Below are 15,395 nucleotides of genomic sequence, written 5' to 3'. Positions count from 1 at the left end.
GGGCCAGGTTGCCCGCGCCGCGCAGGGCCACGAGGAAGCCGGGCGCGTCGGGCGCGGCCGRCGCGGCGCCGGTCAGGCGGGAAAGGTCGAGCACGCGGCGCAGGCGGCCTTCCACGCTGGCCAGGCCCAGAAGGGCGGGACGGCCGGCGGCGGGCGTCAGGCGGCGGGGCTCGAACGGGGTCACGCGCTCGACGGCGGCCAGCGGCAGGGCGTGCAGGCCCGCGCCGGCCTGGCACAGCAGCACGTCTTCCAGCGGGGTCTCGGGTTCCGGCGCGGTCCGGCGCTCGGCCAGCCGACGGGTGCGCGCCGCCAGGATCGCCCGGGCGCGCGCATCGTCCAAAAGTCCCCCCAACCCGTCGCCGCCTGAGGCGTCGGCCCTAGTCATGTCTTTACTAAACCCCCACGAGCGACTGCAGCAGCAGACGGACGCTCTTGCGCAACTGGCCGGCGTCCAGACCTGCGCCGTGGGCCAAACGCGTGTCCGCCGGAACGGTTCCCGCGATCTGGGCGGCGGTCTTCAGCGACCGCGCGGCGGCTTTGCTCCGTCCACGGTCGAGCAGCAGCAGGCCCAGGTGGTAGTGCGCCAGCGCAAAGCCGCGATCGAGATAGAGCGCGCGCTTGAAAGCCGCCTCGGCCGGCCCCGGGCGGCCAAGGGCCCGCAGCACCAGGCCGTCGTGCAGGTGCAGGGCGGGGTCCTCCGGCGCGAGGGCCAGCGCCTGGCGGCAGGCGGCCTCCGCGGCCAGGTAGTCGCCGGCGTCGGCCAGGCGGCGCACGGCCTCCACCAGTTCGGCGATCGGCGCGGCCTCCGGCGGAGCGGCCGTGGGGACGGGCGTCGGGATCGGCGTCGGCCGCCAGCGCGGCGGGGGGGCTTCGGCCGGGCTGGAGGCAGGCTCCGGTTCGGGGGCGGCGAAGGCCTCGAAGTTGGGACCGGGCGCGGCCGCACGCTCGGGATCTGCCGGGCGGTATGCCACCGTGCCCGGCAGCTGGGCCACGTCCAGGATCCTGCCGAAGGCCGGGTTCGGCTCGGCATGGCCCAACAGCAGCCAGCCGTCGGCCGCCAGCCGGCTTCCCAGCGCGCCCACGAGCTGCTCGACCACCTCGTGATGAAAGTAGATCAGCACGTTGCGGCACAGGATCAGGTCGAACTCGGTCAGTTCCAGCGGCGGCGCTGGGCCCAGCAGGTCGAGCAGGTTCTGGCGCTCGAACCGCACGAGGCCGCGATAGGGGCTCTTCAGGGTCCAGGTGTTGCGGGCCGTCTCGGTGAACCACTGGGCGCGGTCGGCGTCGCTGACGGCCCGCAGCGCCCAGCGGCCGAACTGGCCCTTGCGCGCGGTCTCCAGGAAGGCGGCGTTGATGTCGCCGCCTAGGATCGAGATCCGCCAGTCGCCGATCGCCTCGCCCAGCATCTGCGACAGCAGGATGGCGATCGAATAGGGCTCGGCGCCGGTGGCGCAGCCCGCGCTCCAGATGCGGATGCGCTTGTCCTGCGCCTTGCGCTGCAGGATGTCGGGCAGGATCGTCTCGCGCAGGGCCGTGAACTGCTCGGCGTAGCGGAAGAAGAAGGTCTCGCCGATCGTGATCTCGGTCTCGAGCGCGGCCCATTCGGCCTCGCCCTCGAGCTCGCTGGCCAGGCGCTTGAGATAGGCGGTGACGTCGCGGTCGCGGGTGGCCAGCAGGCGCCGCTGCACCCGGTCCCACAGCACGTCGTCCTTGTCGGCGTAGTAGTGGTGGCCGGTGCGGGCGATCACCGCGCGCTTGAGGCGCTGGAACGGCTCGTCGGCGGCCAGGGCCAGGCGCGGAACCTGGGGGCGCGGGGCCGCCCGCGGCGGCTTCACGCCGGCTCGCTTTCCCAGGCGGCCAGACGTTCCTGGGCCCGGCGGGCGAACTCGTCCAGCCGCGCCTTCTCCTCGGCCAGAAGCAGGTGCTCGGGCGACAGCACCGGGACCAGCCGTCCGTCGATCAGGGCGGTCTCGGCGACGCAGCCGCCCAGGCTGTCGGCTTCCTCGACGGCTTGGGTGTCGGGCGCGTGGGCGGCGGCGTCGGTGACGCGGTCGACCAGCAGGGTCACGGCCGGCGCGCCGGCCAGCGGACGCAGGCGGATCAGGTGGCGATAGAGGGCGGGGGCGGGCTCGCCGCCCTCGGCGTCCAGCAGGCGGTCCAGCGCCAGGGCCGCGATCGCCTCGCCGCCCAGATTGACGAAGCCTGCCAGTACGCGCGGCGCGCCCGGGGCGGCGACCAGTTCCGGCAGCGGCAGGATCTCGGCCACCGCCGCCTGCGGCAGGGCCGCTTCCAGCGCGCCCGCGCGGAAGGTCACATAGAGGCTGCTTGTCATTCTGGGCTCCGCAATCGGACCGACGCCGCCGACGTCGAGGTCAGGCCGGATCGATGCCGATCAGCAGCAAACGCCCCTCTACGGTCAAGGTTGCATCATGATCGACGATTAGAGCGTCCTCGGCGCCGAGCGCCTGATCGCCCGCCCGGGCGGCGGCGAGCGCGACCAGCAGGTTCACCCGCGCCGTGGCGGTGATCGTCTCCGCGCCGTCGATCCGCCGCACCGAGCCTCGCCAGGCGCCCCGCCGGACCATCAGGTTGAGGTCGCGGATCGGACCGCCGTCCAGCGTCGCGGCGGCCGCCGCGTCGCCGGGAAAGGGCAGTGGCGGCGAGGCCTCGTCGAGCACGACCTCGCCCAGCCCTTCGATGGTCAGCCGCAGGCCGGCGCCGGCGATCACCGTCAGCACTCGATCGACGCCGGGAAACACCGAGAACGGCCCCGGTGAGGCGACCTGCGCGATGCTCAGCCGCCAGTCGAAGGCGGCAAGGTCCGCGCCCGGCGGCTGGGCGGCGATCTCCCAGGTCGTCCCGCCGCCGTTCTTCCACGGGGCGGGAGCGCGTTCGGCGGCGGGCAGCAGGCGCATGATGTTCTCCAGCTAATCAGCGTCGTCATCCCGGCCGGAGCGCAGCGGAGAGCCGGGACCCAGGAGACTGGACGTGGGGTTTGGGTTCGCCGCCTTTGCCTCGGCTGGCGCACTGCGCTTGGCCCCTGGGTCCCGGATAAGCCCTGCGGGCTTTCCGGGATGACGAGCTTTGGGCGCGTGGTGTTACAGGATTCCCGGCAGATCCAGGCCGTGCTCGCGCGCGCAGTCCTTGGCGATGTCGTAGCCGGCGTCGGCGTGGCGCATGACGCCGGTGGCCGGGTCGTTCCACAGCACGCGCTCGATGCGCTTGGCCGCGGCGTCGGTGCCGTCGCAGACGATGACCATGCCCGAATGCTGCGAGAAGCCCATGCCCACGCCGCCGCCGTGGTGCAGCGACACCCAGGTGGCGCCCGAGGCGGTGTTGAGCAGGGCGTTCAGCAGCGGCCAGTCCGACACGGCGTCCGAGCCGTCCATCATCGCCTCGGTCTCGCGGTTGGGCGAGGCGACCGAGCCGCTGTCGAGGTGATCGCGACCGATGACGACCGGGGCCTTCAGCTCGCCCTTGGCGACCATCTCGTTGAAGGCGAGACCCAGGCGGTGGCGATCGCCCAGCCCGACCCAGCAGATGCGCGCCGGCAGGCCCTGGAACTTGATCCGCCGCCCGGCCATGTCGAGCCAGTTGTGCAGGTGGGGATTGTCGGGGATCAGCTCCTTGACCTTGGCGTCGGTCCTGGCGATGTCCTCCGGATCGCCCGACAGAGCGGCCCAGCGGAACGGTCCGATCCCGCGGCAGAACAGCGGGCGGATGTAGGCCGGCACGAAGCCGGGGAAGTCGAAGGCGTTCGCAACGCCTTCCTCCAGCGCCATCTGGCGGATGTTGTTGCCGTAGTCGACGGTCGGCACGCCTGCGGCCCGGAAGTCGAGCATGGCCTGCACGTGCACGGCCATCGAGGCGCGGGCGGCCTTGTTGACGCTGGCCGGGTCGCGCTCCCTGGCCCCGGCCCACTGTTCTAGACTCCAACCAATCGGCAGGTAGCCGTTGATCGGGTCGTGGGCGCTGGTCTGGTCGGTCAGCAGGTCGGGCCGGATGCCGAGCGCGTACATCTGCGGCAGCAGCTCGGCGGCGTTGCCAAGCAGGCCGACCGAGATCGGGGTCTTGGCGGCGCACGACTCCGCGATCCAGGCCAGGGCTTCGTCGAGATTGTCGGTCGACTTGTCGAGATAGCCGGTGCGCAGGCGCATCTCGATGCGCGAGGGCTGGCACTCGATGGCCAGGCACGAGGCCCCGGCGAACACCGAGGCCAGCGGCTGGGCGCCGCCCATGCCGCCCAGACCCGCCGTCAGCAGCCACTTGCCCGACAGGTCGCCGGCATAGTGCTGGCGGCCCATCTCGACGAAGGTCTCGTAGGTGCCCTGCACGATGCCCTGGGCGCCGATATAGATCCACGAGCCGGCGGTCATCTGGCCGTACATGGCCAGGCCCTTCTTATCGAGCTCGTTGAAGTGCTCCCAGTTGGCCCAGCGCGGCACCAGGTTGGAGTTGGCGATCAGCACGCGCGGCGCGTCGGCGTGGGTGCGGAACACACCCACCGGCTTGCCCGACTGCACCAGCAGCGTCTGGTCGTCCTCCAGCCGGCGCAGGGTCTCGACGATCTTGTCATAGCTTTCCCAGTCCCGGGCCGCGCGGCCGATGCCGCCATAGACCACCAGCTCCTCGGGCCGCTCGGCGACGTCGGGGTGCAGGTTGTTCATCAGCATCCTGAGCGGCGCTTCGGTCAGCCAGCTCTTGGCGGTGAGCTCGGTTCCTGTGGCGGGACGGATGACGCGGGTGTTGTCGAGGCGGGTCATGGATGACGGGTCTCTGGCGGGGAATGGGGAACGAACTCCTCCCCCGCGACGCGGGGGAGGGGGACCGCGAAGCGGTGGAGGGGGCGAGACGGGGCGCCGAGCTTCGTCACTCGCCCCCTCCGTCGCGCTGCGTATCCGCAGCGCGCCACCTCCCCCGTTTCACGGGGGAGGATCTTGAGAAGCGAAGTCCACGCAGGCCTTCAGCACGTCGCCCAGCACGCTGCGCATCGGCGCGGCCTTCTGCGGGCGGTAGGGCGAGGGCCAGGACTGCGGGGTGATGCGGGGCGAGGGGTCGTCGATGTAGCCGCGGCAGGCCAGCTCCATCTGCACGGCGTGGATGCCGCGCTCGGGCTTGCCGTAGTGGCGGGTGATCCAGCCGCCTTTGAAGCGGCCGTTGGTCACCATCGGCAGGCCCGAGCTTTCGCAGGCGGTCTCGACGGCGGCGGTCAGTGCCTGGTCGCAGCTCGCCCCGCTGTTGGTGCCGATGTTGAACACCGGCAGTTCGCCCGGAAACAGCCGCGGCGCCCGCGAGCGGATCGAGTGGGCGTCATACAGCACCACCTTGCCATGGATCGCCAGCAGCCGGTCGATCTCGGCCCGCAGGGCCTCGTGGTAGGGGATGAACCAGCGCGCGCGACGGGCGGCGATTTCGGCCTCGTCCGGCTCCCGGCCCTCGGCATAGAGCCGCTCGCCGTCGAAGGTGTCGATTGGGCACAGGGCGGTGGTCGCCATCCCCGGATAGAGCGAGGCGCCCGACGGATCGCGATTGACGTCGATGACGGTGCGCGACACGGCCGTCCGCACGGTCGTGGCCCCCAGGTCGTCGGCGAAGTTGTAGAGCCGCTCGATCCACCAGTCGGCGTCCTTGCGGGCCAGCCAGGGCGAGACGAGGCGCTTTTCGATGTCCTCGGGAATGAACGATCCCGAGTGGGGGATGCTGACGATCAGGGGCGCGTCGCCCCGCCAGACTTCCAGCCAGTCGCTGCTCATGTGGTCGCTCCGGGCAAGGGAACGCCGGCCGCCGCGTCGATGATCGCGCCGGTCCGCACCAGGATGTTGGCCGCTTCCATGTCGGGATGGAAGTGACGGTCGTCCGACAGATGCGCGACCTTGCTCCGCACCTCGCCCCGAACCGCCTCGAGGGCGGCGCTGGAGGTCAGCGGCGCGTGGAAGTCGCAGCCCTGCGCGGCGGCCAGAAGTTCAATGCCGATCACCGCCGTCGCGTTCTCCACCATCGACAGCAGGCGGCGCGCCCCGTGGGCGGCCATCGACACGTGGTCCTCCTGGTTGGCCGAGGTGGGGATGGAGTCGACGCTGGCCGGATAGGCCTTCTGCTTGTTCTCCGAGACCAGGGCCGCGGCCGTGACCTGCGGGATCATGAAGCCGGAGTTGAGGCCCGGCTTGGGCGTCAGGAAGGCCGGCAGGCCCGACAGCGCGGGATCCACCAGCATGGCGATGCGGCGCTCGCTGATCGAGCCGATCTCGCAGACGGCCAGGGCGATCATGTCGGCGGCGAAGGCCACCGGCTCGGCGTGGAAGTTGCCGCCCGACAAGGCCTCGTCCGCTTCCGGGAAGATCAGCGGGTTGTCGGAGACGCCGTTGGCCTCGGTGGCCAGGGTGCAGGCGGCCTGGCGCAGCACGTCCAGCGCCGCGCCCATCACCTGGGGCTGGCAGCGCAGGCAGTAGGGGTCCTGTACCCGCTCGTCCTCCTTCAGGTGCGAGGCGCGGATGTCGGACGAGGCCATCAGGGCGCGCAGGGCCGCGGCGGTCTCGATCTGACCGGCGTGACGGCGCAGCTGGTGGATGCGGGGATCGAACGGCGTGTCCGAGCCCTTGGCGGCCTCGGTCGACAGCGCGCCGGTGACCAGGGCCGACTGGAACAGCACCTCGGCCTCGAACAGGCCGGCCAGGGCGTTGGCGGTCGAGAACTGGGTGCCGTTCAGCAAGGCCAGGCCCTCCTTGGGCCCCAGTTCGACGGGCGAAAGGCCGGCGCGAGCCAGGGCTTCGAGGGCGGGCTTCCTCACGCCGTCGACGTCGATCTCGCCGACCCCGATCATGGTCGCGGCCATGTGCGACAGCGGCGCCAGATCGCCCGAAGCGCCGACCGAGCCTTGGCTGGGCACCACCGGCGTCAGGCCCAGCGTCAGCATGGCCTCCAGCAGCTTGACGGTCTCGACCCGCACGCCCGAGGCGCCTTGGGCCAGGCTGGCCAGCTTCAGGGCCATCATCAAGCGGATCACCGGAACCGGCGAAGGCTCGCCCGTGCCCGCGGCGTGCGACAGCACGATGTTGCGTTGCAGGGTCGCCAGGTCCTCGTCGCCGATGCGCACGCTGGCCAGTTTCCCAAAGCCCGTATTGATGCCGTAGACCGGCTCGCCCTTGGCCAGGATGCGGGTCACGGCCGCCGCGCTGGCCTCGATCACCGACCAGGCATGGTCCGCCAGCCGCGCGGCCGCGCCGCGATAGACCGACTTCCACTGGACGAGGCTGACCTCGCCGGGGTGCAGGACTTCAGTGTTCACGAAACAGAGCTCCAGACGCGCGCATGGAGCGGATTGAAGCCCATGCGGTAGACAAGTTCGGCGGGACGCTCGACGTCCCAGATGGAAAGGTCGCAGGCCTTGCCGGCCTCCAGGGTTCCCCGATCGGCCAGCAGCCCGAGGGCCCGGGCGGCTTCGCGCGTGACGCCGGCCAGGCACTCGTCCACCGTCAGGCGAAACAGAGTGGCGGCCATGTTCATGGTCAGCAGCAGGCTGGTCAGCGGCGAGGTGCCGGGATTGCAGTCCGTGGCCAGCGCCAGGGGCACGCCGGCCGCGCGCAGGGCGTCGATCGGCGGCAGCTTCGTCTCGCGCACGAAGTAGTAAGCGCCGGGCAGCAGCACGGCCGTGGTCCCGGCCCCGGCCATGGCGGCGATCCCGGCCTCGTCCAGATGCTCCAGGTGATCGGCCGACAGCGCCCCGAATTCGGCGGCCAGCGCGGCGCCATGCAGGTTCGACAGCTGCTCGGCGTGCAGCTTCACCGGCAGGCCGTGGGCGCGGGCGGTCGTAAACACCCGGCGGATCTGGGCGGGCGAGAAGCCGATGCCTTCGCAGAAGCCGTCCACCGCGTCGGCCAGGCCTTCCGCCGCCACGGCGGGGATCATCTGCTGGCAGATCAGGTCGATGTAGCCGTCGGCGTCGCCCTTGAACTCCGGCGGCAAGGCGTGGGCGCCCAGGAAGGTGGTCTTGACTGAGACGGGGCGGGCTCGGCCCAGGGCGCGGGCGGCGCCCAGGCTCTTCAGCTCGTGTTCCAGCGACAGGCCGTAGCCGGATTTCACCTCGATAGTCGTCAGGCCCTCAGCGATCAGGGCGTCCAGGCGGGGCAGGGCGGCGGCGACCAGCTGGTCTTCCGTCGCCTCGCGGGTGGCCTTCATGGTCGAGACGATGCCGCCGCCGGCCCGGGCGATCTCTTCGTACGACGCACCGGCCAGCCGCAGCTCGAACTCGTGGGCGCGGTCGCCGCCGAAGATCAGGTGGGTATGCGGGTCGATCAGGCCGGGCGTGATCCAGCGGCCCTCGCAGTCGACCGTCTCCGCAGCTTCGAACACAGGCGCGTCGGCGGCCGGGCCGGCATAGAGGATCCGGCCGTTCTTGGCGGCGATCACGCCGTCTTCGACGACGCCCAGTCCAGGCGCGCCTTCGGCGAGGGTCGCAAGCCGGGCCTTGATCCAAACCCGATCGCACCGCATCGCCAGCGCCTCCCGTGACGTCTTGAGTCGTGCTCCGCGACCCTTGCGGCGCGGTTCAATATGTATAGACATATTCGCGAGCGACGAGGATTGTCCAGTGAGCGACGCCGAGAATCTTGAAGGCCCGGAAGAGGCCTCCCCCGACCTGCCCGACGAGGTTGCGGTCGAGGCTCAGGGCGAGCCCGCGCCGGCGCCCGCTCCCGAAGCCCCCAAGGACGTCGTGGTCTGGTGCGAGAGCGCCCTGCTGGCCGACGGCTGGGCGAAAGGCGTTCGCCTGACCCTCTCCGAGGGCCGCATCGCCCGCATCGACACCGACGTCGCGGCCGGCAACGAGCCCCGCCTGGGCGCGGCCCTGCCGGGCATGCCCAACCTGCACAGCCACGCCTTCCAGCGGGCCATGGCGGGCCTGACCGAGGCGCGGGGCGAGGGCGGCGACAGCTTCTGGACCTGGCGCGAGCTGATGTACCGCTTCGTCGAGCGGCTGGATCCCGACGACCTGCAGGCCGTCGCCGCCATGGGCCAGGTCGAGATGCTGGAGAGCGGCTTCACCCGCGTCGGTGAGTTCCACTACCTGCACCACGACCGTGACGGCGGCGCCTTCGACGATCCGGCCGAGATGGGCGCGCGGATCGCGGCAGCGGCGCAGGAGACGGGCATCGGCCTGACCCTGCTGCCGGTGTTCTACGCCCACTCGGGCTTTGGCGGCGCCGCGCCCGGCGAGGGCCAGAAGCGCTTCGTCACCGACGTCGACGGATACGCCCGCCTGCTGGAGGCCAGCCGCGCCGCCGTCGCGGGCCTGCCCGACGCGGTGGTGGGGATCGCGCCGCACAGCCTGCGCGCGGTCACGCCTGAGGAACTCACCGCCATCACGCCCCTGGCCGCCGGCGGGCCGATCCACATCCACATCGCCGAACAGACCAAGGAAGTCGACGACTGCCTGGCCGCCACCGGCCAGCGTCCCGTGCGCTGGCTGATGAACCACGCCGACGTCGGCAAGCAGTGGTGCTTGGTCCACGCCACCCACATGAACGCGGTCGAGACCGAGCGCCTGGCCAAGAGCGGCGCGGTCGCGGGTCTCTGCCCGATCACCGAGGCCAACCTGGGCGACGGCGTCTTCCCGGCCCACGACTACCAGGCCGCCGGCGGCGCCTTCGGGATCGGGTCTGACAGCAACGTGCTGATCGACGCGGCCGAGGAGCTGCGGGTGCTGGAATACTCCCAGCGCCTGACCCGGCGCGCGCGCAACGTGCTGGCCGGCGGCCCCAGGCGCTCGACCGGCGGCGAGCTGTGGCGCGCGGCCGTGGCGGGCGGAAGCCAGGCCCTGGGCGCGGGCCGTCCGGGCCTGCGCCGCGGCGCGCCGGCCGACTTCGTCACCCTCGATCGCGACCACCCGGCCATCGTCGGCCGCGGCGGCGACGCCTTGGTCGACAGCCTGGTGTTCGCCGGGCGGCACGGCGCGATCGACAGCGTCTGGCGCGCGGGCCGCCCCGTGGTCGCCGGCGGCCGCCATCGGCATCGCGACGCCATCGTCGAGCGCTATCGCCAGGTGCTCCGGGGCCTGCTGTCGTGACGGTTCCGCTGCACCAGCGCATCCGCGACGAGATCGAGGGCCTGGTTCGCTCGGGCGCCTGGCCGCCGGGTCATCGCGCGCCCTCCGAGAGCGAGCTGATGGCTCAGTACGGCTGCTCGCGGATGACGGTGAACAAGGCGATGTCGGCCTTGGCGCAGGCCGGCCTGATCGTCCGCCGCCGCCGCGCCGGCTCGTTCGTGGCCCGGCCCAAGGTGCATTCCACCGTCCTCGACATCCCCGACATCCAGGCCGAGATCACCGCCCGGGGCGAAACCTACGCCTTCGTGCTGCTGGCGGCTGAGCGCCGCCCCGCCGATCCCGACGACGGCGACGAGGTCGACCTGGCGGGCGAGGGCGACCTGGTCGTCCTGCGCGGCCTGCACGTAGCCGGCGGTCGGCCCTTCGCGCTGGAGGACCGGCTGATCAGCCTGGCCGCCGTGCCCGAGGCCGCCGCCGCCGACTTTGCCGCCGAGCCGCCCGGCGCCTGGCTGCTGCACCACGTTCCGTGGACGGAAGCGGAAAGCCGCATCAGCGCCGTGGGCGCGGAAGCCGCCGTCGCCGAACTGCTGGCCCTGGACGTCGGCGCGGCCCTGCTGGCCGTGGAACGCCGCACCTGGCGGGCGGGCGAGCCGGTCACGCGCGTGCGCCAGCTGTTCCCCGGCGAGGCCTACGACCTGGTCGCCCGGTTCGGCTCCGCGCGCTGAGCAGCGGCGTTTGCAGGCGCCGAGCCGGCTTGCTCGCCGGTGGATCAGTCGACAGGTGCATGCACGCCCAAGCTGTCGTACATCACCACGCGAGCGCGGGCTGAATCGCGCTTGGGGCGTGCGTGGGGACGTAGCGTGAAGGAAGTCGAAGCGATCACCGGCGGTGCGCTGGGCGGATGGCTGGCGCGGTTCAAGTCGGATGGCCGTTCGGCCCATCCCGCGCCGCCGCCTGGAACCAGGTGCGACAACTGCGAAACCGAACTGGCCGGGCATTTCTGCCACGCCTGCGGCCAGGAAGCCTCCGACCATCACAAGTCGATCTTCCATGTCACCTGGGAAGCCATCGAGGGGATGTTCCACTTCGACGGCCGCCTGTGGCGCACCCTGCCGTGGCTGTTCTTCCGTCCCGGCACGCTCAGCCGCGAGTATCTCGACGGCAAGCGGGCCCGGCACGTGCCGCCGTTCCGCCTGTTCCTGGTCTCGCTGCTGCTGTTCATCCTGTCGGCCGAGGTCGTGATCCACAAGGCGATGCACGACGCCCAGCACAAGGCCGGCCCTGGGGGCGAGCACGCGGCCTCGGCCTCGCACGGCCCCGCCAAGAGCGGCGAGCACGGCAAGGCCGCTCCGCCGAGCATCAACGACAGCGTCAAGGCCATCCCCGGCGAGGTCACCAACGACATCCAGCAGCAGATGAAGGAGGGCGGCCTGCTTTCCGACGGGGTCGGGGCCGACGGCAAGCGCACCTTCATCGACGTGGGCGAGGTCGAGCCGACCGAGCGGGCCAAGCTGGAGTGGTTCAACACCCAGCTGAACAAGGCCGTGGACACCCCCGGCTACTTCGTCGCCGTGGTGTTCGGCTGGGGCCACCGTCTGGCGGTGTTCCTGCTGCCGATCCTCGCCCTGTCGCTGGGCGCCTGCTACGTCTATCGCCGCAAGTTCATGATGTACGACCACCTGATCGTGTCGATGAACTACCTGTCGTTCATCTTCCTGCTGTGGGCGATCGTGATGATCCTGCCCGCCCCGGTGCGCCAGACCGGCGTCCTGGTTGCTCTGCTGTGGGCGCCGGTGAACCTGTTCATGACCCTGCGCGGCGTCTACGCCTCCAACGTGTTCGGGGCGCTGCTGAAGACCACGATCGTCTGGTTCACCACCCAGCTGGCCTTCGTGTTCCTGCTGGCGGGCCTGCTGTGGCTGGGTCTGTCGCAGATCTAACGACGTTCTGCCGGTTTATTGTTCGCGGACGGACATTATCCCCGTTCGTCCGCGACGGGTGTCATGACAGCTTTGCAAGGGCCTGATATCCGAACGCCGTGTTGCGGAAATAATCAACAACCGCAGCCGCTTATACGTAAAAAGGGGATTACTTCGTGTCCAAGACCACCTTCGGTCGGTCGGCGTTGATGCTGACCTGCGCGCTGGGCGCGCTCGCCAGCGCCGCCGTCGCCAACGCCCAAGAGGCCGACTCCACCAGCCTCGAAGAGATCATCGTCACCGCCGAGCGCCGCTCGGTGAACCTGCAGGACACGCCGGTGTCGGTCGGCGTGGTCGCCGGCGACCAGCTGCGGGCCATGCAGGCGGGCGGCGACGACATTCTCGCCCTGGCCGGCCGCGTGCCCGGCCTCTACGCCGAAACCACCACGGGCCGGATCTTCCCGCGCTTCTACATCCGCGGTCTTGGCAACATCGACTTCTACCTCGGCGCCTCGCAGCCGGTGTCGATCATCCAGGACGAAGTCGTCCTCGAGCACGTGGTGCTGAAGTCGAACCCGGTGTTCGACGTCCAGCAGGTCGAAGTGCTGCGCGGCCCGCAGGGCTCGCTGTTCGGCCGCAACACCACCGCCGGCATCATCAAGTTCGACACCGCCAAGCCGACCCAGACCCTGCAGGGCCAGGCCCAGGCCTCGTACGGCAGCTACAACACCACCACCTTCGACGGCGGCATCGGCGGCCCGATCGTGGCCGACAAGCTGGCCTTCCGCGTCTCGGCCCTCTACCAGCACCGCGACGACTGGGTGGACAACACCTTCCGCGGGACCAGCGCCGACGGCACCGTCACGCCGCAGAAGGACGCCATGGGCGGCTTCGACGAGCGCGACCTGCGCCTGCAGATCCTGGCGACCCCGACAGAAGAGCTGTCGGTCCTGGCCTCGGCCCATGTGCGCCAATACGAGGGCACCTCGACCCTGTTCCACCGCAACGGCCTGAAGAAGGGCTCCAACAGCACCGACTTCGCCGAGCGCGACCAGGTCGCCTACGACGAGGCGGCCAACAACCCGCAGGCCTACGACACGGCCGGCGCCTCGCTGAAGATCGACTACGACCTGGGCGGCGTGAAGCTGACCTCGATCAGCGCCTATGAGACCACCGACGGCTACAGCCGCGGCGACACCGACGGCGGCGCGGCCGCCAACTTCCCGGTCGGCGGCGCGCCCAACGGCTTTGGCCAGTCGCAGGGCGCGGTGAAGGATCTCGACCAGATCAGCCAGGAAATCCGCCTGGCCAGCACCACCGACGGTGCGCTGAAGTGGCAGGTCGGCGGCTTCTATTTCGACAGCCGCGACATCACCAACTTCTACCAGCGCGCGTTCTTCGTCCGCACCAACCCCAACAACTGGGTGTCGCTGGAGAACATCAACACCTCGTGGGCCGTCTTCGGCCAGGTCAGCTATGACGTCACTCCGAACCTGACGATCACGGCCGGCGCCCGTCAGACCGACGACACCAAGAAGACCCGCCTGCTGAAGTCGGCCGACACGGCCACGGGCGCGGTCACCTACACCGGCCGCCGCTACGTGAAGCTGTCCGACAGCCAGCCCAGCTGGGACCTGTCGGCGCTCTACAAGGTGACCGGCGACGTCAGCGTCTACGCCCGCGTCGCCCGCGGCTTCCGCGGTCCGACCATCCAGGGCCGTTCGGCCGTGTTCAACGCCGACTTCACCACCGCCGACTCCGAGACGATCCTGTCGTGGGAAGCCGGCTTCAAGAGCCAGCTGCTGAACAACACCCTGCGCCTGAACGCTTCGGCCTTCACCTACAAGGTCGAGGACATCCAGCTGAACGGCAACGACAGCAACGGCAACGGCGTGCTGTTCAACGCCGACAAGGCCGAGGCCTACGGCATGGAAGCCGAGGCCCAGTGGCGCCCGATCGCCAACCTGACCCTGACCGCCGGCCTCTCGCTGCTGCACAGCGAGATCAAGGACAAGCGCGTCTACGCCCAGGTCTGCGCCCTCAACGGCGTGGTGGTCTGCACCGTGCAGAACCCGACCATCCAGGTCGGTTCGAACGTCTTCGCCCAGATCGACGGCCAGCCGCTGCCGAACGCGCCGGAGTACAACGTCGACTTCACCGCCCGCTACGAGCACCCGCTGGCCAACGGCGGCGCGCTGTTCGCGGCCACCGACTGGAACGTGCAGGGCTACACCAACTACGTCCTCTACAAGACCCGCGAGTTCTACTCCGAGGGCAACTTCGAGGGCGGGCTGAAGCTCGGCTACACCGCTCCGGGCGGCGCCTACGAAGTGGCCCTGTTCGGCCGCAACATCACCAACGAGAAGAACCTCAAGGGCGTGATCGAGAACTACATGGCCTCGGTCTTCAACGAGCCCCGCATCGTCGGCGTCTCGGTCAGCGCCAAGCTGCGCTGATCTGACCGCCTGACCTGAAAGAGCGCCCTCCGAGCCTGGCCCGGAGGGCGTTTTTCTTTGGGGAGAAGACCCCCTCAGTCGCTTCGCGACAGCTCCCCCAGAGGGGGAGCATCTTGGCGCTTTAGATTCTCCCCCTCTGGGGGAGGTGGCCCGAAGGGCCGGAGGGGGGAGCTCGCCGCAGGCGCGCTACAGCGACTGCCCGTCGTCCACCGTGAACACCGACCCCGTCACCGCCCGCGAAGCGTCCGAGGCCAGGTACAGCGCGGTGGCCTCCAGGTCGCTGGTGTCCATCAGTCGCCGCCTGGGGAAGCCGGCGACCAGCTTCTGCCCGCCTTCGCTGTCGAACCAGGCGTCGTTGAGCTCGGTGCGGATGTAGCCGGGGCACAGCACGTTGACGTTGATGCCCTTGCTGGCCCACTCGCGGGCCAGGCTCTTGCCCATGTGGGCCGTGGCGGCCTTGGACGCGCAGTAGGCGGTGATGCMGGGCAGCACCTTGTGGGCCCCGATCGAGGCCACCAGCACCACCCGGCCGCGGGCCTCGACGCCGGCCTTGATCATCCGCCGCGCGCCTTCGCGGGCGGTCAGGAACACGCCCCGGGTGTTGACCCCAAGGATCTTGTCGAAGTCCTCGATGGCGATATCCAGCGCCGAAGCCCGGACGTTGATCCCGGCGTTGGCGATCACCGAGTTGGCCGGCCCCCAGGCGGCCTCCAGCGCATCGTAGGCGGCGATCACCGAGGCTTCGTCCTCGACGTCCATCGAGACGGCCAGGGCCGCGCCGCCCGCTGCCTCGATCTCGCCGACCAGGGCCGCCAGCCGGTCGGCCCGCCGCGCCGCCACCGCCACCCGCGCGCCGGCCTTGGCGGCGGCCAGGGCCAGGTTGGCGCCGATACCCGACGAGGCGCCGGTGATCAGGACGGTGCGGCCGGAAAGGTCGGTCATCGTGTATGCTCCCTCGGGTTTCGAGGGAGCATACGGTCG

At 70.6% G+C, this 15,395-nt stretch carries 13 protein-coding genes and 1 pseudogene; 5 read left to right on the top strand and 9 right to left on the bottom strand.

Features of this window, described 5'->3' with window-relative positions; translation table 11 throughout:
* The 4 genes from AC1DCG_RS20350 to AC1DCG_RS20335 form a co-directional block, all read right to left on the bottom strand.
* Positions 1-340, bottom strand: a 340-nt coding sequence (locus AC1DCG_RS20350) for a chemotaxis protein CheW (RefSeq protein ID WP_477041633.1), incomplete at its 3' end; no start/stop codon positions are given.
* A gap of 52 nt (positions 341-392) precedes the next feature.
* The gene (locus tag AC1DCG_RS20345) at positions 393-1,835 is read right to left on the bottom strand and encodes a CheR family methyltransferase (RefSeq protein ID WP_477029625.1); all 1,443 of its coding nucleotides are present in this window, start codon (positions 1,833-1,835) and stop codon (positions 393-395) included.
* Positions 1,832-2,332 (bottom strand): chemotaxis protein CheW, encoded by a 501-nt coding sequence (locus tag AC1DCG_RS20340; protein WP_477029626.1) that lies wholly within the window; start codon positions 2,330-2,332, stop codon positions 1,832-1,834. The genes AC1DCG_RS20345 and AC1DCG_RS20340 overlap by 4 nt, the downstream gene beginning before the upstream one ends.
* A gap of 40 nt (positions 2,333-2,372) precedes the next feature.
* On the bottom strand, positions 2,373-2,915 hold the full coding sequence (locus AC1DCG_RS20335; protein ID WP_477029627.1) for a HutD/Ves family protein: 543 nt from the start codon (positions 2,913-2,915) through the stop codon (positions 2,373-2,375).
* 26 nt (positions 2,916-2,941) lie between these two features.
* On the opposite strand from AC1DCG_RS20335, the pseudogene AC1DCG_RS20330 reads away from it, so the two are divergent.
* Positions 2,942-3,055: pseudogene (locus AC1DCG_RS20330) on the top strand (hypothetical protein); the annotation flags it as partial.
* Positions 3,056-3,098: 43 nt separating this feature from the next.
* Here AC1DCG_RS20330 and hutU read toward each other — a convergent pair.
* The 4 genes from hutU to hutI form a co-directional block, all read right to left on the bottom strand.
* Complete coding sequence (gene hutU, locus AC1DCG_RS20325) at positions 3,099-4,763, bottom strand: urocanate hydratase (protein ID WP_477029628.1); 1,665 nt, start codon at positions 4,761-4,763, stop codon at positions 3,099-3,101.
* Positions 4,764-4,922: 159 nt separating this feature from the next.
* A complete protein-coding gene (hutG, locus tag AC1DCG_RS20320; RefSeq protein WP_477029629.1) occupies positions 4,923-5,753 on the bottom strand; it encodes an N-formylglutamate deformylase in 831 nt (276 codons plus the stop codon).
* Positions 5,750-7,285, bottom strand: coding sequence for a histidine ammonia-lyase (hutH, locus tag AC1DCG_RS20315; protein WP_477029630.1), 1,536 nt, complete (start codon positions 7,283-7,285; stop codon positions 5,750-5,752). The genes hutG and hutH overlap by 4 nt, the downstream gene beginning before the upstream one ends.
* Positions 7,282-8,490, bottom strand: coding sequence for an imidazolonepropionase (hutI, locus tag AC1DCG_RS20310; RefSeq protein WP_477029631.1), 1,209 nt, complete (start codon positions 8,488-8,490; stop codon positions 7,282-7,284). The genes hutH and hutI overlap by 4 nt, the downstream gene beginning before the upstream one ends.
* A gap of 220 nt (positions 8,491-8,710) precedes the next feature.
* Between hutI and AC1DCG_RS20305 the strand changes: the two genes are divergently transcribed.
* The 4 genes from AC1DCG_RS20305 to AC1DCG_RS20290 all read left to right on the top strand — a co-directional run bounded on the left by AC1DCG_RS20305 (position 8,711) and on the right by AC1DCG_RS20290 (position 14,414).
* On the top strand, positions 8,711-10,060 hold the full coding sequence (locus AC1DCG_RS20305; protein ID WP_477029646.1) for a formimidoylglutamate deiminase: 1,350 nt from the start codon (positions 8,711-8,713) through the stop codon (positions 10,058-10,060).
* Positions 10,057-10,764, top strand: coding sequence for a histidine utilization repressor (gene hutC, locus AC1DCG_RS20300; protein WP_477029632.1), 708 nt, complete (start codon positions 10,057-10,059; stop codon positions 10,762-10,764). The genes AC1DCG_RS20305 and hutC overlap by 4 nt, the downstream gene beginning before the upstream one ends.
* A gap of 135 nt (positions 10,765-10,899) precedes the next feature.
* Complete coding sequence (locus AC1DCG_RS20295) at positions 10,900-11,979, top strand: DUF3667 domain-containing protein (RefSeq protein WP_477029633.1); 1,080 nt, start codon at positions 10,900-10,902, stop codon at positions 11,977-11,979.
* Positions 11,980-12,167: 188 nt separating this feature from the next.
* Positions 12,168-14,414, top strand: a complete 2,247-nt coding sequence (locus tag AC1DCG_RS20290) for a TonB-dependent receptor (protein ID WP_477029647.1) — start codon at positions 12,168-12,170, stop codon at positions 14,412-14,414.
* Positions 14,415-14,600: 186 nt separating this feature from the next.
* On the opposite strand, the gene AC1DCG_RS20285 is transcribed toward AC1DCG_RS20290, so the two are convergent.
* Positions 14,601-15,356, bottom strand: a complete 756-nt coding sequence (locus tag AC1DCG_RS20285) for an SDR family oxidoreductase (protein ID WP_477041632.1) — start codon at positions 15,354-15,356, stop codon at positions 14,601-14,603.
* Between the last annotated feature and the right edge of the window lie 39 nt (positions 15,357-15,395).

It is taken from the genome of Caulobacter sp. 10L414 (assembly GCF_056395525.1).
The sequence above is the reverse complement of the archived record's forward strand: the minus strand, read 5'-3'. Positions and strand labels throughout refer to the sequence as shown.